An 18,131-nucleotide genomic window follows, 5' to 3' on the forward strand; every position below is an offset into this window, starting at 1 on the left:
CAAGCGTGCCATGCGAAGCCGGGATCTTGCCGCCGGCACGCACCAGCGCCTGCAGATCGCCGATCAGTACGTCAAGCGTCTGGGCGTTCTCGCTCAATAAGGCACGTAAACCCGGCTCATGCACTTGCAGTACCGCATCTCGATACAGATTGCGGTCATCGATGCCGCGGCGAATCAAGCTGTTGTAGAGCCGGTAGCTGGTTTGCGTCACGACAGTCGCCTCCTAGCGAATGTTCGCCGTTGCGGCATCCTCCCCCCTGACCACTTAGCGAAAGATTAACCTTCGTCCGCGTAGCCGCGCGTCACTCAGCGGACGTTGCTATTGACCGATGTGCAGCAAACCCAACGGCCGCCCATTGGCCCCCGGCACCCCTTGCTGTAGCTCGTCCAGACGTTGGATGGCCGGGCATAAAGCCTGAATTTGCGGGCGCAGTGCCTGCATCCGCCGCGCCAGCCGCGGCTGTAGCTGGGTTCCCAGATCCGTCGCGCGATCACGCAGGCTGGCCGCGGCTCGCAGATCACCGCTCATCGCCGCACTGATCGCCTGCTGACCGAGATCGCCGGCGAGCAATGGCGCCAGGTCGCTGGCTACTTGCTGGGCGTATTGATTGGCCATATCGCCCTGCCAATCGTGTGTGCTGGTACTTGCCGCAATGTGCTGCTTGAGCTCAACGGCGCGTGCCGCCAGCCGGCGATTCAGTTCAGCCTGGGCATCGGCACTCAAGGCCAAGCCGGCGGATTCCTCTCGCATGGATTGCGCCAACAGGTCGACACCGCTTTGCGCCACGGCTTTCGCCCGTGGCACCAGCGCACGCAACTCGCGTTCGAATAGCGCCACGCGGTCCTGTTGTTCGGCGCTCAAACGCACATTGACGCCATCGGTCAGCAGCACACCATCTTGCAGCTCGACCTTGTATGGCGCGGGTTGCGGGCGGTCGAACAGCAGGCCGCGGGGCATCACGGTGAGGTCGTAGCTGCTGCTGGCCTGGCAGACGCTGGCTAGATCTTGCCGGGTCTGATCGAAGCCCGGCGCGGCTTGCGCCTGCAAGCCGCAGCAAGCAAGCGCACTGGTCATTGCCAACAAAAAACGACGCATGAGGATGAGGTACTCCGAGACGGCAAGGTTGCCAGCGATAACCTGTCGCGTGGCAACCCTTGCTGAATCAGCCTCGCCGCCGCTGATGAAACTGCGCGCCGATCGCCGGCTGGCCGAGGCGCCAGGCCAGCCACAACAGCAGCGGCACCATCACGCCTTTGAAAATCAGACTGAACACATAGGTCCGTTGGGACTGATCGATCATCAGCAACAACACGTCGGCCATGGGTTGCCCCAGCACCGATTCGCGTGCCTTGGCAAACTGGCCCCAACCCAACAACATCTGGTAGCCGCTGACCAGCAGCCACAACACCAACAGCGGTGCCAGGATGCGCATCGTTTGCCGGGCCCATTCCTGGCGCAAAACGCAACCTGCGCAGACCACGATGATCGCAAAGGCCGCTACCAGATAAGGGTAGGCGACCGTTTTCATTTCCTGCGGCGCGTCGGACAGCACGACCTTCAAATACTGCAGCGCGCCGAAAGCGGCCAGCAACAACAACATCCACAACACCATGCCCCACACTGAAAACTTGAATACCGTGGGGCGCGGCGTCGCGGCATCGCGCCGCACCATCAAAGGCATCAGTTCGCAGCCTTCAAGGTGCCGAGATCAGCCATCACCTGCGCGGAATTTTTCTCCGGGTCGACGTCCTTATAAATCTTCGCCACCTTGCCCTGCGGATCGATCAGAAACGTGGTGCGGCTGGCGTAATGCATGCCCAGATGAGACGTCAGCACGCCGTAGGCTTCGGCGACTTTGCGGTCCGCGTCGGACAGCAAAGGGAACGGCACTTTGTACTTGGCTGCGAACTCGGCGTGCGATTTCACATCGTCCAGGCTGACCCCCACCACGTCGGCACCGGCTTGACGCAGCTTGGCGACGTCATCGCGAAAAGCGCAGACCTCGGTGGTGCAGCCAGGGGTGAAATCTTTCGGATAGAAATACAGCACCAGCCAACGTCCGTGGTGATCGGCCGGAGTCTGCCATTTACCGTTCTGATCTTGCAGGCGGTAATCCGGCGCAACCTGCCCCACCTGTGGAGCCGCGGTAGCGGGAGCATCGGCAAAAGCGGGGGCGATCATCCCCAGCAGCAGGGTGAACGTAAGCAACAGTACGTTACGGCGCATGGCGGTACTCCGAGTGAAGGAACTGGAAAGCCATGAAGTGTACGCCTGGCAAAACCAAGGGCGCCATGCGGCGCCCTTGGTCGGTAAAACCACTCGGTCAGGTTTTACTTGCTGATGGTGAACTTACCCACCGAGATACCCAGGTTTACACCTTCGCCGGTACCTGCCAGCGCCAGCGACGTCGTGCCCTTGGTCAGGATCTGCGCTGTGCCGCTTTTGACCACGCCGGCCTCGGCGCTGGCCTGGGCGTAATCGCCGAACACATCGTTGATGCTGCGCACGTGGGTGATGTCGCCAGTGCCATTATCGATGCGGTATTTGCCGGCGGTGAGACCGCCGCCGACCACATTGATCTTCACGTTCGCGCTCTGGCCGTTATTGCAGGTGATGGTGCCGCGGCCTTCGGCATGCTTGTAGATGATCGACCAGCCGGCCAGGTTGTATTTGAGCTTGCAATCCACTTTCGCTTCAACGGCTTTCGACTCAGCAGCATATGCCTGTGTCATTGGAAGCGCTGTCATGCCACCCACACAAGCCAGCAGAGCAGCCAGACCCAAAGTGCGCTTAATCATCGTCATCTCCTTTGTTGCGGAAGGGGGATAGTGCCTCGCAAGTTTTCGCCTTTGTAGCTGAACCGAGGAAGTCTAGCTGGCGCAATCCGGGTAGCTCGTTCAGTTTTGATGTTTATCTAATCATGGACCGCGCACACTGGTCGCGTCACGCCGAATGCAGCGCCACGCCCAGATGAGTGAGAATCGCCGATAACAGCCCCTACAGTTTGAAACGGAGGCCATATGTTCAAGTATTCACTGGTCGGCTACGACGGCTCAGCCTCCTCGCAAGAGGCGTTCAAGCTCGCGATTGAGCTGGCCCAGGCCTGTCATGGGCGGGTCCGCGTAGTGTCTGCCCTGCAAGTCACCGGAGCAGGCGCCGATACCTGCACCTTATTGATGGCCGACTCCGGCGCCAAGCGGGCCACCGAGCTGCTGGCCGAGCTGAAAACCATCGTTCCCTACCCGGACCATATGGTCGATCTGGAAGTCGTTCCCGGCAGTCCCGGCGATGTGCTGCTCAATCAGGTAAAGCAGCAAGGCATCGACCACATCGTCATCGGTCATACCGAACGCGGCACGCTTGCCCGCTGGTTGCTGGGTTCGGTCTCCGATGAAGTGCTGGCCCGCGCGCACGTACCGGTCACCGTCGTTCGCTGACCCTGGGTTGAAGTGAATAGCCTGGGTCCGATGCCGCCCTGACATCGGGCTGCCGCGCGCGGGTCAACCGGTCGCATCGCATCGGCCCGGCTACCGCGTAAAAGTTTGCGTCCCCCGGTCCGGTGTTTCAGGTCGGCCCGCATTAATCACATCTTGGCAAACCCGTCGTATCCTCTTGTCACAATTAAGTCATGCCAGGCCGACCTACGGCCGCAATGACTAGTCGCTGCCCTGCACAGGAACCCCCGAGTGAGCCACACCATATCGTTGCCCTGGACCTTGGAAAGTCTGGACCTCGATCGGATCGATATCGAGCGCGTCCGTCACAATGAAGATCTGTTTTTCCTGCTTTGCAGCGCATCTTTCGTCGAGAGCGGCTCTGATCTCTACACGCATAATCTGGTCGATCACTTTGCTGGTGACGAAGCGCTACAAACCTGGCTTAGCCAACACTGGGTGCATGAAGAGTTGCAGCATGGCCGGGCGCTGGCCGCCTACGTCAAAACCGTCTGGCCCGAGCTCGACTGGGAGCGTGGCTTTCAATCGTTCTGGCAGGAATACGGCGCGGTTTGCACCTCCGAACAGCTCGAATCCAGCCGTGGCCTGGAGCTAGCCGCGCGCTGCGTGGTCGAAACCGGCACAGCCAGTCTGTACCGCGCACTCAACGACATCACCGACGAACCGATCTTGCGCAAGCTGACCAATCACATCAAAAGCGATGAGGTTCGGCATTACAAATATTTCTATCAGTATTTTCGGCAGTACCGAGAGCAAGAAGGCCTGGGCCGCTACAAGGTGTTTCGCGCCCTGCTTCGCCGCGTCAACGAGATCAAGAGCGAGGACAGCGATATCGCGCTGCGCCATGTGTTCACCCTGTGCTATCCGCAGCACCCAGGCGATGGGCCCGAGTTCAAGCGCATCACCGGCCGTGCGCAGGCGTTATTACGTCGGCATATCCCGGCAGAAATGACCGTCAAAATGCTGCTCAAGCCGTTGGACCTGCCGGCACGCGTGCAAAACATGGTGGAAAGGCCGTTGGCGAAAGTCGCCGAGAAGCTGTTCCTGCATTGACCCTCACGCGAATCGCACACGGCACGAGGTGCGATTCGCGGGTCACGCCGCCGCGTACAACGCAGGCCAGGATCAATCCTTGGGTGGCGTCTGGTCGGGCGACCGGGGCTTGGCTTCGATCTTGCGCTGCGCCGCCTTCTGCTCCAATCGCAGTTTGGCCACGTCCAACGGGCGGATCTGCGTAATCGTGCACGGGTAGCTGCCCGGGCCCGTCATCACTCTGTCGAAATGCGCCGTGACTTCATTGACGCTGGAAGTGAGGCCTAGCGCATTGGCATACGCCAGGTTCGGGCAACCGCCGTCCAGATCCAGCAGATAGGCCTCGCTGGGCCGGGTAAAAATAGCCACCTCGGTTCGGCTCAGCGGCTCCCACGAATACAGATCGGAGAAGCGGAAGCTGCGCTGCGGCGCCCCCGCTGCCGCGGCATACATCGCTATGCGATCGCCATCACTCTGCTTCACCTCGGGTGTGCTGGAGCAGGCGGCAAACAAGGCGGTAAAACTGCTGGCGAGAATCAGACGGCGCGCTGTCATAAGACTTTTTCCTGAGCTGATGATGTCTGGTGTCGTGTTGTTCGACGTGCCGCAAAGCATGCCCGGTCGAGCGGTGGTCTGCGGCCGATGCGGCTATCCTTGCCACGGAACGCCTTCGGCCGCAGCAATCATTTCTTGCCCTTACCTGCCGCGCCCTTGCTCACCGGCGCCCACTTGGCCGCATCGAAACCACCCACCTCGTAGACCAGCTGCAGTTTTTTCTCACCATCCTGCAAGGTCGCCTCCAGGGTGACTTTCTTGGCCTTCTCCAGCATCGCAATAAAGGCTTTGTCATCGCGTATCATCAGGGCCGGCTCGCCCGTGCTTGGCGCAAACGCCTTGATCCCGGTTGGCTTGCCATCGAAGGTCGCCGCCAGCGTGCAATTGGCCTTGCAGACAAAGCCCCGCTCGTCGCTGTACAGAAAGGCGTTCTGGCCCCACTCGGTATGCCGGCGCAAGACCAGCCGCACGCGGTGATTGGTCGGCGAGCTGTTGTAAATGGTGGCGGTGGATTGGGTACCGCCCTGCATGGGCGATACTTGATAAAGCCACATGCCTTGCAGGCGATTCTTCTCGCTGTTTTCTTTGTAGCGTTTTTCGATCGCCGGCAGGCTTTGCTGCACTTCCTTGGCCGCGTCGCTGTTAGGAAAATGATCGAGGATGTCGTGCCCCATGCTTACCGCCATCTCGTCATTGTTGATGCGTAGCAGCTGGCGGTAGGTGTCGAGCTTCTTCGCCGCCGCGTCAGCCTGTGCCTGCGCGGAGGCCTGCGCGTTGTCCGCAGCGGGCTCGGCCTGCTGCGAACAGCCAGTGATCGCCAAGGCAGCCAGCCAGCTGGCGAGAACGGTACGGCGGAACATCGGTTTCATCGGCTTCGAACCTGGCAACGGACAGGTGCCTAGAGTGGAACGAGCCGGCCGCTAGATGCAACTCATGCCGTCGCTGCCGGGGCCGCGCCAACGCGCTCGCGCAGCTGGCCTCGGTAGCGGCGGCTGCAGGGAATCTTGGTGCCATCGACCAGTTGCAGGCGTGCATCGCCGGTCTCCAGCGGCTCGATCTCCTGCAGATAATCCAGGTTGACGAAATAACTGCGGTGAACTCGCACAAAGCGCAATGGATCCAGCCGCCCCTCGATCCCGGCCATGGTGGCGCGCAGTGGATAATCGCGGCCACGCAAGTGCAGGTTCACGTAGTTGCCGCAGGCTTGCACCCATTCGATTTCGCGCGCGGCAATCAAAAACTCCTTGCCCAGCTTGCGTACCAGAAACCGCTCGGGTCGCTCCACCGGCTCCAGCGGCGGCCCCTCATCTGGCTCGGCCAGCAAACGAGCTTCACCTTGCAGGCGCATCAATACCAGTCGATAAAGGCAAAATGCCACGATAAAACCGGCGTAAGTACGCACATCCTTGAGGTATTCGTAGCCGAAGCCGCGCCACCACGGCCCAAAGCTGTAGCTATGTCCGGCAAACGCATAGACGAGTTTGCGCAGCGCGATCATGCCGCCGACATGCAGCAGGCTAAACAACACGCTGGCTGGCAGATGCCATGGCAGGCTGCGGCGCCAACTATCGAGCCGAAACGGCCAACGCCGCTCGAAGGCGGCCACCATCGGCACCAAGGCCAACAGCGTCAAGCCGCTGCTGCATTCCCATGTGGCGGGTTGCCACGCAGGCAGTTCGGGAAACTCGATATGCGCATTGATACTGTTGGATTGCTCATGCGGCGATTCTATCGGCGTAGTGATGATTCGTAGCTACGAATCATCACTACGCCACGCCTGAATTAGACCAGCGGCGGATTGCGCTCGGTGAACTGCCCGTTCCAGTAGGGGTAATACGGATACGGCGGTGTCACATAGCTGGCCGCATCGAGCTTGGCGATTTGTTCAGGGGTGAGGTTCCAGCCCACCGCCTCAAGATTTTGCCGTAGCTGCGCTTCGTTGCGCGCGCCGATCAGGATCGTCGACACCGTAGGGCGCTGCAGCAGCCAGTTCAGGGCGATCTGCGGAATCGTCTTGCCGGTTTCCGCGGCAATCTCGTCGAGCGCATCGACCACGCGATACAGACGCTCCTCGTCGACCGGCGGCGCAAAACCCGCGGTGTCGTGCAGGCGACTGCCTTCCGGCAACGGCTGGCCGCGACGGATCTTGCCGGTAAGCCGGCCCCAGCCCAGCGGGCTCCACACCACCGCGCCTACGCCCTGATCCCTGCCCAGCGGCATCAGCTCCCACTCGTAGTCACGACCGATCAAGGAGTAATAGGTCTGGTTGGCGACGTAACGCGAGTAGCCATGGCGATCGGCGACGGCTTGCGATTTCATCAAATGCCAACCGGAGAAATTGGAAACCCCCAGGTAACGCAGCTTGCCTGCGCGCACCAAATCGTCCAGCGTCGACATCACGCTCTCTACCGGGGTCATCGCATCGAAATGATGCAATTGCAGCAAGTCGATGTAATCCGTACCCAGGCGCTTCAGCGCCTTGTCGACGCCATCGATCAGATGATGGCGCGAGGCGCCGACGTCGTTCGGGCCCTCACCCGCACGTAACGTCAGTTTGGTCGACACAATGGTCTTGTCGCGCCGGCCTTTGATCGCCGCGCCCAGGATCGATTCCGATACGCCATCGGAATAAACGTCCGCGGTATCGAACATGTTCACCCCGGCATCGAGGCAGATATCGATCAATCGCTGTGCCTGAGCCACATCGGTATTGCCCCAGGCGCTGAACAGCGGACCTTTGCCGCCAAACGTACCGGCGCCAAAACTCAGTACGGGCACCTTAAAGCCCGATGCGCCTAAAAAACGGTATTCCATGATGCTTGACCCTCCATCGGAAAATATGCCGCCGAAGATGATGCTTCAACGGCCAAATAAGCTCGTTGTATCGATGGCTTCGGCCATGACTTGATAACCCGCATCGCCAGGATGCAAATGATCGCCGGAGTCATAGGCAGGCAGGAAACGTTGCGGATGCGCCGGGTCGCGCACGGCCGCGTCGAAATCGACCACCGCGTCGAACTCACCGCCTTCGCGTATCCAGCGGTTGACCGCTTGCCGCACACGCTCTTTATCAAGGTTGTAATAACCCTTCATCGGCGTGTCTTGCAGCGCACCCTCGAACGGCGTCAGGGTGGCGCCGACGATCCGTACGCCGTGCACGTGGGCCTGGGCGATCAACTGACGGTAGCCAGCAATCAATTCATCCGCCGCAGCCACCGGCTCTTGCGGACCCAATGCGCTGCCATGCCAGCCAATATCGTTGATGCCCATCAGCACGATAACCGTGGCAACACCGGGCTGATTCAACACATCGCGGTCGAAACGCGCCAGCGCGTTGACGCCCATCTTGTCGCGCAACACGCGAGCGCCGGAGATGCCGGCATTGACCACGGCAATGTTCTGGCCGACCAGTCGCCGCGCAAGAAAATCAGGCCAACGTGCGTTGCGATCCGGAGTCGAGCCTGCGCCATCGGTAATCGAATCACCAAAGGCAACCACGGTGCCCGCATGCGCGCCGCTATCGACCAGGACCGCATTCAAGAATATCCGCGTGTTCAGCGTGGCATCGGCCTTAATCGTCGCAGCGGCCACCTGATTGCCTGCCGCTACATAGCCGGTTTGCCGTGCATCCCAGTGAAACGTCGACGGCGCCGTCGGCTCAGGCAAGTACAAACTGACGGCAACGCTGCCCAGCGCGGCGAGATCCAGCGCGACCGGATCGCTGACCACCGGCGCTCCCGGCGGAGTAGTCACCGACGACTGGCCGGCAAACGTCAGCGCGCGATCCGAGCCGGCGATGGTTGCCGCTCCCGAACCCGCCAGGGCGATGTGCGCAGCGCCAATCAACAACGGCCGCGAGCCATAAGCGTTGGAAAGCACCACCCGCACCTGCTTGCCACCGACACTGACACGGGCCACTTGGCGCACTGTCTGGTCCCACAAACTCGACGGCAGATTGACCGGCAAGGCAAAGTCGCCCTCCCACACCGGTTGCGCACTAGCCGTCCAAGTGGCGACCCAATGCGAAGCCCCGCCTGATGGCGCGGCATACAGCGGCGCCAGGGTCATCAGCGAGACAACCAGCGCTGCAAGCCACCAGCGAACCCTTGCTTCGCGTACCCGCTTGTACATAAAACGCTCCATCACAACGGATTAGCCGCGCACAGCGGCGATGCGGGCGCTGCGATCGAGCGATGGCGACGATCCAGCCACACGCTCCACAACGCGATCGATAACCCCGACAACGTCACCAGGCCGGCGACCCAGGTCAACGCACCCAGGCCCAGGCCATGCACAATCACGACACCGCCCAGCCATGCACCCAGCGCATTGCCGAGATTGAAAGAGGCGATATTCAAACTCGAAGCCAGGCTCTGGCCGGCACCCTCCGCCTGATGCAGCACACGCAATTGCAACGGCGCCACCGTGGCGAACGCCGCCACACCAAGCAAACCGGTAAAGGCGATCGCGGCCGCTTTGTTGTGCAGGGCAAAGGTCATCACCCCAAGCACCACGGCCAGCGCCGCCAACGAGCCCAACAAGGTCGGCACCAGCTGTCGATCCGCCAGGCGCCCGCCCAGCACATTGCCGACAATCAGGCCGACACCAAAAACCAGCAAAATCGGCGATACCGCGCTGTCCGCAAAGCCGGTCACCTCGGTGAGGATCGGCTGTATATAAGTGAATACCGTAAATACCCCGGCAAAGCCGAGCACGGTCATCAACAAGCCCAGCAACACTTGCGGCCGCAGCACCGCCTTCACTTCCTCGGCCAGGGTCACCGGCTCACGCGAACCCTCGGCCGCAGGTACCAGGGTGGCGATAATCACCGTAGCGATCACCCCGATGCCAGCCACCGCCCAGAAAGTGGCGCGCCAGCCGAAATGCAGGCCCAGCCACGCACCGGCCGGTACGCCGAGCAAGGTTGCCACGGTCAGCCCGGTAAACATGGTGGAAATCGCCGAGGCCTTGCGCTCGACCGGCACCATGCCGGTAGCCACCACCGCACCTACGCCGAAGAACGTACCGTGAGCCAGCGAGGTGATTACCCGCGCCGCCATCAACCAGGCGTAACCGGGCGCCATGGCGCAGGCCAGGTTGCCGATCGTGAAAATCACCATCAAGGCCACCAGCACCGCCTTGCGCGGCATGCGGCTGGTCGCCGTGGTCAGCAACGGCGCGCCCACGAACACCCCCAGGGCATAGCCAGAGATCAACAAACCCGCCGCCGCAATCGTTACCTGCAGGTCGGCGGCGACCTGCAATAGCAGGCCCATGATCACAAATTCAGTGGTGCCTATGCCGAAGGCGCCGGCGGTGAGCGCATATAGCGCCAAGGGCGTCCGTGCGCGGGATGAAGCCGCAGAGGGGCTGGCGAGGGTAGCCATGAGCCGTCATTTCTAAGGAAGAAGGCGCGCAGCGTAGGCCGGCCTATATTCTTCAACAACCATCAAATGGAATAATCACTATCAATATTCAATTGATAGTGATCCCTATGGACCGCATCGCCGATATTCAATTGTTTCTGCGCGTGCTCGATCTCGGCTCCATCAGCGCAGCCGCGCGCGGCATGGATTTATCGGTGGCGGTCGCCAGCCAACGACTGAAACGGCTAGAGCGGGAATTGGGCGTGCGCTTGTTGCACCGGACCACCCGCCAACTGCACGCCACCCCCGAGGGTGTTGTTCTGGCCGAACAAGGCCGCGCCCTGATCGAAGATCTCGATGCGCTTACCAGCGGCCTGCGCAAAGCCCATAGCAGTGTCACCGGCACCTTACGCGTTACGCTGTCCGCCTCGTTCGGCCGTCAATATGTATCGCCGCTGCTGCCGCAATTCCTGGAGCGCTATCCTTGCGTCAGAGTCAGCGTCAACCTCACTGACCAAGTGGTGGACCTGGTCAGCTCCGGCTTCGATCTGGCCATTCGCATCGGCAACTTGAACGACTCCAACCTCGTCGCACGTCGCCTCGCCAGCAACCGGCGTGTGCTGTGCGCATCACCGGAGTACCTGCAACGACACGGTGCGCCCACCACCCCTGCCGAACTGGCCCAGCACGAATGCATCGTGCAAGTCGGCAGCCAGGGGCGCCTGGATCTCTGGCAGTTGACCGACCCCACCGGCAAGGCCATCACGGTGCGAGTCAACGGCCGCTTTGAAAGCAATTTCGGCGAATTGCTGCGCGATGCCGCGGTTGCCGGGCTGGGCATCGCCCAGCACTCCACCTGGCATATCGGTGACGACCTGCGTGCTGGCCGACTGCAGGTGGTACTGCCCGACTACCCGATTGCCGACACCGGCATCTATGCCGTCACGCCGCAACGGCAATTGGTTCCACAGCGCGTACGTGCCTTTACCGATTTTCTCGCCGAACACTTTAGCGACCCCAGCTGGGATCACGGCTTGCTGCCGAAGCGCTAAGCCGCAGGAGTGTCAATGTGGCGTCATTAGCCGGTCAGCGGCGAACCTACACCGCCTGACTGGCTTGGATTTCCTGCGCAAAGCTGCCCTGCGAGCGCCCCATCATCGATGAGTGCATTTCGCCTCTGGTGAGCGAGAGTGGTTTCACCTAGGCTGCCCCAGCGGTACTTCCCAACCTTTCGTGGAACGCGCTCATGATTGTCGTTCACCATCTCAATAATTCGCGCTCCCAACGTATTTTGTGGCTGCTGGAAGAACTGGGCCTGCCTTACGAGATCAAGCGCTATCAGCGCGATCCCAAAACCATGCTGGCACCGCCCGAGCTGCGGCAGATTCATCCGCTAGGCAAATCGCCGGTGATTTGCGATGGCGACAACACCCTGGCCGAATCCGGCGCCATCATCGAATACCTGGCCGATCGCTACGGCGAGGGCCGGCTGTTGCCCGCTGCCGGCACGCCGGAACGTCTGCGCTGCAATTACTGGCTGCATTACGCCGAAGGCTCGGCAATGCCGCCGCTGCTGCTCAAGCTGGTTTTTCAACGCGTCGCCAGCAGCCCGGCGCCGTTCATCGTCAAGCCGTTGATACGCGGCATCGCCGGCAAGGTGCAGCACGGATTTGTCGATCCGCAGCTGGCCTTGCATCTGGACTATCTCGAAGGTGAGTTGCGCAAGACCACCTGGTTTGGCGGCAACACATTCAGCGCGGCGGATATCCAGATGAGCTTTCCGCTGGAAGCCGCTGCCGCCCGCGCCGGCCTCGATGCGAGCCGGCCGAAGCTGTGGGACTTCCTGCAGCGCATCCACGCCCGGCCTGCTTATCAACGTGCGATCGAGCGCGGCGGCGAGTACGCCATGGCCGGATAAGTGCGCCGACAGTCCGCTTTGGCGGTCCGGTCACAGTCAGGCATGCAGGTCCGCATCATTCTCAGCAGTTACCCGGCACCCCCTACCGCCAAGAGCGAGATCCATGCAGAGCGCAACGGCTTCAGTGAATCGAAAGTCCCTGTTTGGCGCGCTTTTCACTGTGTATTTGCTGTTTGTGCTCTATCCCATTCTGCGTGCCGACCGTTACTGCAACGATGATTTGATGCGCGTGCTGTGGGGGCCTTATATCTGGGTCGACAACGGCCGGCCACTGAGCGCCTTGCTGATGCGCGCGCTGGAATTCAACGCCACGCAGCTGGTCGATATTTCGCCGCTGCCGCAAATCGCCGCCATCGCGATACTGGCTTGGCTGGGTGTGCTGATCGCCGAGCATTATGCGATCCGCTCGCTTTCCTTGGCCGTGATGGTGACGCTGCCGCTGGGTGCGCAGCCGTTCTTTCTGGAAAACCTGTCCTACCGATTCGACGCGCTGCCCATGGCGCTGTCGCTGCTGTTCGCCTTGCTGCCGATCACCGCCCCCAACCCCAACCGCCGTTGGTGGCTGGGCTCACTCTCGCTATTTGCCTGCCTATGTTTTTATCAGCCGGCCATCAATGCGTTTCTGGTCTTTGTCTGCCTGGACATCGCCGTGGCGCAGATTCACGGCGTGCATCCACGTGAGCTGTTGATCCGGCTGCTGTCACGCGGTGCACAGCTGGGCCTGGCCATGGCGGTGTATCAACTGACCGTGGCGCCCTTCATCATCGGCTGGGTGAAAGCGCACAGCCTGATGATTCACAGCCCACAACAACTGAGTATCGTTCGTACCAATGTGTCGATGTTTTATGGCTATCTGTTCGACGCTTTCGATACCAGCTGGTTGCACATATTCGCCCCGTTGGCCGTACTCGCGCTGTTGATCCCGGTGGTCATCGGTGTGCGCTATGCACTGTCCGCTCGCCACGAGCACCCGCTTTTGCTGACGGCCGCGTTACTGCTCGGCAGCGGCTTGTTGCCACTGGCCGCGATGCTCTGCGTCGCCGGCCCGATGCTGCTGACCCTGGAGCTGCTGGTCGTGCCGCGCGTACTCGTCGGTATCGGCGCGCTGTTGAGTGCCGCCTTGATCGCCATGGGTGTAGCACTGCATACCTGGCGCGCCTCGCCACGCTGGAGCATCGGCATCGCCGGCATCTGGACGCTAGGCATGCTGGTGTTCGCCAATGTCTATGGCAATGCGCTCGGCAGTCAAAAGCAATTTGAAGATCGCATCGGTGCCGGGCTGGTCGACGATTTGGCCCAGGCAAAGGCAGCGTATGGTTTACATCGCCTGCTACTGGATGGCACCAATGGCTTGTCACCGGTAGCAGCGCATGCATTACGCCACCGGCCTGGAAGACATTCGCTGGCTGACCGATTCCAACCGTATTGCCGCGCCACTGTTGGCGCAAGCCTGCAAACTGCCTGCGCTGCTTACCCGCAACAATTACGCACTACGCGTGGTAGGCGATACCGCGGTGGTGACTTTTCCAGCCGATCGCCCGCCGGCATGTACATCGACGATGCAAGTGACTCCCTGAATCCCCCGCACTGTCGTGCTCATGCTCGATCGAGCGGACCGATCAAGCGGTTGCGTTGTGCTCGGCGTGCTCGATAATCAACGCGTTGTCGGGCTTTCGACCCAGCGATTCTTAACTGCATTTAATCTTCGGGCCGAGACGGTGTCGAGGACAGTTCTGCCAACATCCCTGCCAGGCATTCGCTGGCGTCGCGCAACCTGGAGAAAACGATGTCGCGCATTCTGGTGGTCGAGGACGATGCTGCGACCGCTGCGGAAATCGTCGATGCCCTGGCCGACCACGGCTTTACCGTCGAGCACGCGGCAGACGGCCAGCAAGCGCTGGCGACCATCGCCAGCGGCAACTTCGATGCCATGGTGCTGGACCGCATGCTGCCCGGCACACCCGACGGGCTTGGCGTTCTGGAAACCCTGCGCGCAGCCGGCGTGCAATGGCCGGTGCTGATCCTCAGCGCATTATCCGCGCTCGATGAGCGCGTGCGCGGTTTGCGCGCCGGCGGCGACGACTACCTGACCAAGCCGTTTGAAGCGGTCGAACTCACCGCTCGACTGGATGCGTTATTACGGCGCCGCTACCTGCCCCAACAAGAAACCAGCTTGCGTGCAGGCTCGCTGGAAATCGATCTGCTAAACCGCAGCGCGCGCCGCCATGGCCAAACGATCGCGCTGCTGCCGCGCGAATACGATTTGCTGGCCTTTCTGATGCGTCATGCCAGCCAGGTGGTAACCCGCGCCATGTTGTTCGAGTCGGTGTGGGGTTATCGCTCAGAAGAGCGTACCAATGTGATCGACGTACATATCAGCAAGCTGCGGCAAAAAATCGACGTCGAAGGGCAGCCCTCGCTGATCCAGACCGTGCGTGGCTCGGGATACATCCTGCATGCGCCTGACTGAGCTGCCGCGCACCACCAGCTTTCGCCTCGCGCTGATGTTTCTGGCGCTGTTCGGTACCTGTTCGCTGTTGTTGTTCGCCTTCGTCTACTGGCAGACCGTGGGCTATATGCGTCGCGACCAGGATGAATTCCTGCAACGCCAGCTGACGTTTTACAGCGCGCTGTCACCCACCGACCGCGTACAACGCCTGCGCGAACATCCGCGTAACGACCCCGGCACCCGCCGTCCCTCCGGCGAATTCGACGCCCAGGGAAACTGGCTGGTCGGCAACCTCTCCGCACTCCCGGCCGAACTGCGTCAGGCCAATCATCCGGTGGACTTCGACCTGGTCAGCGCCGATGTGCCGGTGCCGTTTCGCGGCTATGCCACGCAGTTGCCGGATGGCCACTGGCTGGCCGTATCGCAAAACGTGCACGACCCACGCGAATTCGAAGCGCTGCTTTTGCGCGCCATGCTCGGTGCCGGCCTGCTCACCCTGCTGTTTGGCTTGATCGGCGCCGTGGCTTTGGGCGCTTCGTCGATGCGCCGCATCGATGCCATCACCCTGGCGATACGCCGCATCGTTACCGGCGCGCTTACCGAGCGCTTACCGGTGCAGGGCAGCCGCGACGATTTGAACCGGCTGGCCCGCGAAGTCAACAGCATGCTCGATGACCTGGAGCGCCTGGTCCACGAAGTGAAAGGCGTTTGCGATGGCATCGCCCACGACCTGCGCACCCCGCTAACCCGTTTGCTTGGCGGTCTGGAGCGCGCGCAGCGGCGCGCCTCCAGCGTGGAAGAATTTCGCGCAGCCACGGCCCAGGCCACCGAAGAAATCAGCGAGCTATTGCGAACTTTCAACGCCTTGCTACGCATTTCGGAAATCGAAGCCGGTGCCCGTCGCGCCGGTTTCAGCCACGTCGCCTTGGCCCAAGTGCTGGCCGATGCGGTCGATTTTTATCAACCCCTGGCCGAAGAAAAAAACATCTCGCTGCGGCTGCACGGCACCGCGTCACATGCCGACCTCACCTTGTGGGGCGACGCCAGCCTGCTATTTGACGCCTTCGCCAACTTGCTCGACAACGCGATCAAGTTTGTTCCAGCCGGTGGGCAGATCGAGGTGCGGCTGGATGCCGAACAGCATGCGATCAGCATCACCGACAACGGGCCCGGCATACCGATCAACGAACGCAAGGCGGTGCTCAACCGCTTTCACCGCAACGAACCCAGCCGCAGTACGCCGGGTAACGGACTAGGGCTAAGCCTGGTCGCGGTCATCGCTCATCTGCACGATATGAAAATCGACATCACCGATGCGACTCCGGGCTGCCGCGTGACGCTGTCGTGGCCACCGCGCCAGTAGCGCCAGGCGCTACTGGCTCGATCTGTCGATACAGCGTTTGCAAGGCCTGAGTCTGCTGCTTGAGCAACGCCATATCGTCAGTCACCCATTCCCGCGGTGACATGTCGCGGCCAAAGAACCGGCGCAGCCTCTCCTCGGGCGAGGCATCGGCGCCGCTGCTTAGCAATTGCATATAGCGCTGCTGAAAATCCGCCGGATCACGCTGCGCCATATCGAACATCTTGGTCGCCAGCAAACCGGAGTACATGTAATTGACCAGATACAGCGGGTCTTGATACATCAGCCGCTTGGTCATCCATGTGTGTGCCAGCTGCGGCTGATATGCCGGCCAGATGTCGTACTTGCTCATCGTCGCCAGGGTGAGCTTGTCCAGATCGGCGGCATTCTTGATGTTTCCCGCCACCGTGCCGTCGTAGATGGACTGCTCCAGATCACCCTCTTCGGCTGAGGTAAAGATCTGGAACGTGATCTCATCGAGCAATGCCTGCAGGTAGTACGCCTTCGCCTGGGGATCTTCGCTGTGCTGGCGCAGGTAGTCATACAGTAGAAATTCGTTGACGGTCGCGATGGTCTCGGATATCCAGCTCGGGCCAGGCTCATAGAACGACGACCCGCCCCGCTCATTCGTCAACTGCGCATTGATCGCATGACCGCCTTCGTGAATCACCACGCGCGCACCACTGAGATCGCCGCTGTATTCGCCGACAAATAAACCCGCAGGCACCCCCCGCGCACTGATCGAGAAACTATCGTCCACGCGCTTGCCCTGCTCAGTCGGCACGTCCATGCGGCCGCCTGCCGGGTCGAGCAACGCCTTGAAATGCGTCACATAGTTTTTGCCCAACGGCGCCAGGGCAGCCAATGACATCGCACGAACCTGCTCGACGGTGAACCTGGGTGGGGCGAACCCGGTCGCCGGCAGGCTCAGATCCCACGAACGCACGTCGCGAATGCCCGTCGTCGCGGTCACGTGGGCAGCGCGCATGCGCTGGTAAGTCTTCATCACGTCGGCCTGATCGGCGACCGCAGCCAGCGTATCGTCGATGGCATGACGATTGAGTTGACGCCAGAAATACGCAGCGCTCGGCGCGTCATCGAAGTGCTGCAGGCGGGCCGTGCGATCGTTCATCCGCACGATACTCAGCAATAGGCCCGCGTAAATGTCGGCACGATCGGTATAGCCATCCCAACGACGCTGCCAGGCGGTCTGGCGCACAGTTCGATCTGGATCGCGCGCCAGCACTTTGGCGTCCTTCTCCACCTCGTGCTCGCCATCGGCGGTGCGGATCTTACCGAACGTAGCGCTGCGGCGGGTCTGTTGATACAGCGTCCAGAAAGCCGACGATGCCGGGTCGGCCAGCTGATCCAAGATGGTTTGCTGCGCCGCGGGCAGTTCGTGCGGCAGACCGCGTTCGGCACCCTGCATCACATAGGCATAGCGACTCAATCCAGGTTCTGCGGCAATGGCGTTGGCAAAGCCGGCATCGCCCAGCTGCCGCAACGATGTGCGCGTGGCGGTGATAACGCGCCCCTTGGCGCTGCCCATCACATCGTAAGCGTCGGCGCTGGCCTGACCTTCGATATTCAGTGCCGAACGCAAATGCAGGTAGGCAATGTGGCGCCCGCACGCATTCAATAGCGTCTCGGCACGCTGCAGATAGCCCAGCAGCGCGCCGGCTGCGGGCGCCGGCTGCGCCGCGAACGCCGTGATATCGGCGAGCAGGGTTTTGCGCTGCGCCTGTTCCGCCGCAGAAGACGCGAAATACGCCGTTTGATCGATGTGATACGCCACCGCCCCAGCCGCTGCCGCCGTGAACGGCGGCGTCGCCCATCCCAGCAGCGGGCACACGCCCAACACCCAGGCCAGACCCATATAAGTCATTGCTTTGTTCATGCCGTTCCATCCATAACGTGACGCCCTGCTGGCGATATGGCCGGCACGCTAACAGTCGCAGTGACGCGATGCTTACCCCCGATAAGCGCTTTTGCGCC

The 18,131-nt window shown here is 61.4% G+C and carries 19 protein-coding genes; 7 read left to right on the forward strand and 12 right to left on the reverse strand.

All coding sequences use genetic code 11. The features are described from left to right. From OUZ52_RS11410 to OUZ52_RS11430, 5 genes are all read right to left on the reverse strand, one after another. A partial coding sequence (locus OUZ52_RS11410) for a ferritin family protein (RefSeq protein ID WP_484489063.1) occupies nucleotides 1-211 on the reverse strand: 211 nt, incomplete at its 3' end. 108 nt (nucleotides 212-319) lie between these two features. Then, nucleotides 320-1,096 (reverse strand): DUF2884 family protein, encoded by a 777-nt coding sequence (locus tag OUZ52_RS11415; RefSeq protein WP_266158516.1) that lies wholly within the window; start codon nucleotides 1,094-1,096, stop codon nucleotides 320-322. Between the two features lie 67 nt (nucleotides 1,097-1,163). Next, nucleotides 1,164-1,682, reverse strand: a complete 519-nt coding sequence (locus OUZ52_RS11420; RefSeq protein ID WP_266158517.1) for a hypothetical protein — start codon at nucleotides 1,680-1,682, stop codon at nucleotides 1,164-1,166. After that, complete coding sequence (locus OUZ52_RS11425) at nucleotides 1,682-2,227, reverse strand: peroxiredoxin (protein WP_266158518.1); 546 nt, start codon at nucleotides 2,225-2,227, stop codon at nucleotides 1,682-1,684. The genes OUZ52_RS11420 and OUZ52_RS11425 overlap by 1 nt, the downstream gene beginning before the upstream one ends. Nucleotides 2,228-2,331: 104 nt before the next feature. Then, nucleotides 2,332-2,799 carry a hypothetical protein gene (locus OUZ52_RS11430; RefSeq protein ID WP_266158519.1) on the reverse strand — a complete coding sequence of 156 codons (468 nt, stop codon included), beginning with the start codon at nucleotides 2,797-2,799 and terminating at the stop codon, nucleotides 2,332-2,334. 222 nt (nucleotides 2,800-3,021) lie between these two features. On the opposite strand from OUZ52_RS11430, the gene OUZ52_RS11435 reads away from it, so the two are divergent. Continuing rightward, nucleotides 3,022-3,438 carry a universal stress protein gene (locus OUZ52_RS11435; RefSeq protein WP_266158520.1) on the forward strand — a complete coding sequence of 139 codons (417 nt, stop codon included), beginning with the start codon at nucleotides 3,022-3,024 and terminating at the stop codon, nucleotides 3,436-3,438. A 249-nt stretch (nucleotides 3,439-3,687) separates the two neighbouring features. Beyond that, nucleotides 3,688-4,509, forward strand: coding sequence for a ferritin-like domain-containing protein (locus tag OUZ52_RS11440; protein ID WP_266158521.1), 822 nt, complete (start codon nucleotides 3,688-3,690; stop codon nucleotides 4,507-4,509). Between the two features lie 72 nt (nucleotides 4,510-4,581). Here the strand turns inward: OUZ52_RS11440 and OUZ52_RS11445 are convergent, their stop codons facing one another. The 6 genes from OUZ52_RS11445 to OUZ52_RS11470 all read right to left on the reverse strand — a co-directional run bounded on the left by OUZ52_RS11445 (nucleotide 4,582) and on the right by OUZ52_RS11470 (nucleotide 10,430). Then, nucleotides 4,582-5,043 (reverse strand): DUF6491 family protein, encoded by a 462-nt coding sequence (locus OUZ52_RS11445; RefSeq protein WP_266158522.1) that lies wholly within the window; start codon nucleotides 5,041-5,043, stop codon nucleotides 4,582-4,584. A gap of 128 nt (nucleotides 5,044-5,171) precedes the next feature. Continuing rightward, nucleotides 5,172-5,912: a hypothetical protein gene (locus tag OUZ52_RS11450; protein WP_425493835.1), complete on the reverse strand. Its 741-nt coding sequence runs from the start codon at nucleotides 5,910-5,912 to the stop codon at nucleotides 5,172-5,174. Nucleotides 5,913-5,974: 62 nt separating this feature from the next. Then, nucleotides 5,975-6,676, reverse strand: coding sequence for a LytTR family DNA-binding domain-containing protein (locus tag OUZ52_RS11455; RefSeq protein ID WP_323135340.1), 702 nt, complete (start codon nucleotides 6,674-6,676; stop codon nucleotides 5,975-5,977). 149 nt (nucleotides 6,677-6,825) lie between these two features. After that, nucleotides 6,826-7,857 carry an aldo/keto reductase gene (locus OUZ52_RS11460; protein WP_266158523.1) on the reverse strand — a complete coding sequence of 344 codons (1,032 nt, stop codon included), beginning with the start codon at nucleotides 7,855-7,857 and terminating at the stop codon, nucleotides 6,826-6,828. A gap of 45 nt (nucleotides 7,858-7,902) precedes the next feature. Then, nucleotides 7,903-9,174, reverse strand: a complete 1,272-nt coding sequence (locus tag OUZ52_RS11465) for an SGNH/GDSL hydrolase family protein (RefSeq protein ID WP_266158525.1) — start codon at nucleotides 9,172-9,174, stop codon at nucleotides 7,903-7,905. 11 nt (nucleotides 9,175-9,185) lie between these two features. Then, a complete protein-coding gene (locus tag OUZ52_RS11470; RefSeq protein ID WP_266158526.1) occupies nucleotides 9,186-10,430 on the reverse strand; it encodes an MFS transporter in 1,245 nt (414 codons plus the stop codon). A 107-nt stretch (nucleotides 10,431-10,537) separates the two neighbouring features. Between OUZ52_RS11470 and OUZ52_RS11475 the strand changes: the two genes are divergently transcribed. From OUZ52_RS11475 to OUZ52_RS11495, 5 genes are all read left to right on the forward strand, one after another. Next, nucleotides 10,538-11,461 (forward strand): LysR family transcriptional regulator, encoded by a 924-nt coding sequence (locus tag OUZ52_RS11475; RefSeq protein WP_266158527.1) that lies wholly within the window; start codon nucleotides 10,538-10,540, stop codon nucleotides 11,459-11,461. Nucleotides 11,462-11,655: 194 nt separating this feature from the next. Then, nucleotides 11,656-12,327, forward strand: a complete 672-nt coding sequence (locus OUZ52_RS11480) for a glutathione S-transferase family protein (RefSeq protein WP_266158528.1) — start codon at nucleotides 11,656-11,658, stop codon at nucleotides 12,325-12,327. A 124-nt stretch (nucleotides 12,328-12,451) separates the two neighbouring features. Then, the gene (locus OUZ52_RS11485; RefSeq protein WP_266158530.1) at nucleotides 12,452-13,981 is read left to right on the forward strand and encodes a glucosyltransferase domain-containing protein; all 1,530 of its coding nucleotides are present in this window, start codon (nucleotides 12,452-12,454) and stop codon (nucleotides 13,979-13,981) included. Between the two features lie 132 nt (nucleotides 13,982-14,113). Then, on the forward strand, nucleotides 14,114-14,797 hold the full coding sequence (locus OUZ52_RS11490; protein ID WP_266158531.1) for a response regulator transcription factor: 684 nt from the start codon (nucleotides 14,114-14,116) through the stop codon (nucleotides 14,795-14,797). Continuing rightward, nucleotides 14,784-16,139, forward strand: a complete 1,356-nt coding sequence (locus OUZ52_RS11495; RefSeq protein WP_266158532.1) for a sensor histidine kinase — start codon at nucleotides 14,784-14,786, stop codon at nucleotides 16,137-16,139. The genes OUZ52_RS11490 and OUZ52_RS11495 overlap by 14 nt, the downstream gene beginning before the upstream one ends. Here the strand turns inward: OUZ52_RS11495 and OUZ52_RS11500 are convergent. Then, on the reverse strand, nucleotides 16,084-18,033 hold the full coding sequence (locus OUZ52_RS11500; RefSeq protein ID WP_266158533.1) for a M3 family metallopeptidase: 1,950 nt from the start codon (nucleotides 18,031-18,033) through the stop codon (nucleotides 16,084-16,086). The two genes, OUZ52_RS11495 and OUZ52_RS11500, sit on opposite strands and share 56 nt — an antisense overlap. Nucleotides 18,034-18,131 lie beyond the last annotated feature (98 nt).

The sequence above is a fragment of the Dyella silvatica genome (genome assembly GCF_026283955.1).
Classification (GTDB): Bacteria; Pseudomonadota; Gammaproteobacteria; order Xanthomonadales; family Rhodanobacteraceae; genus Dyella_C; species Dyella_C silvatica.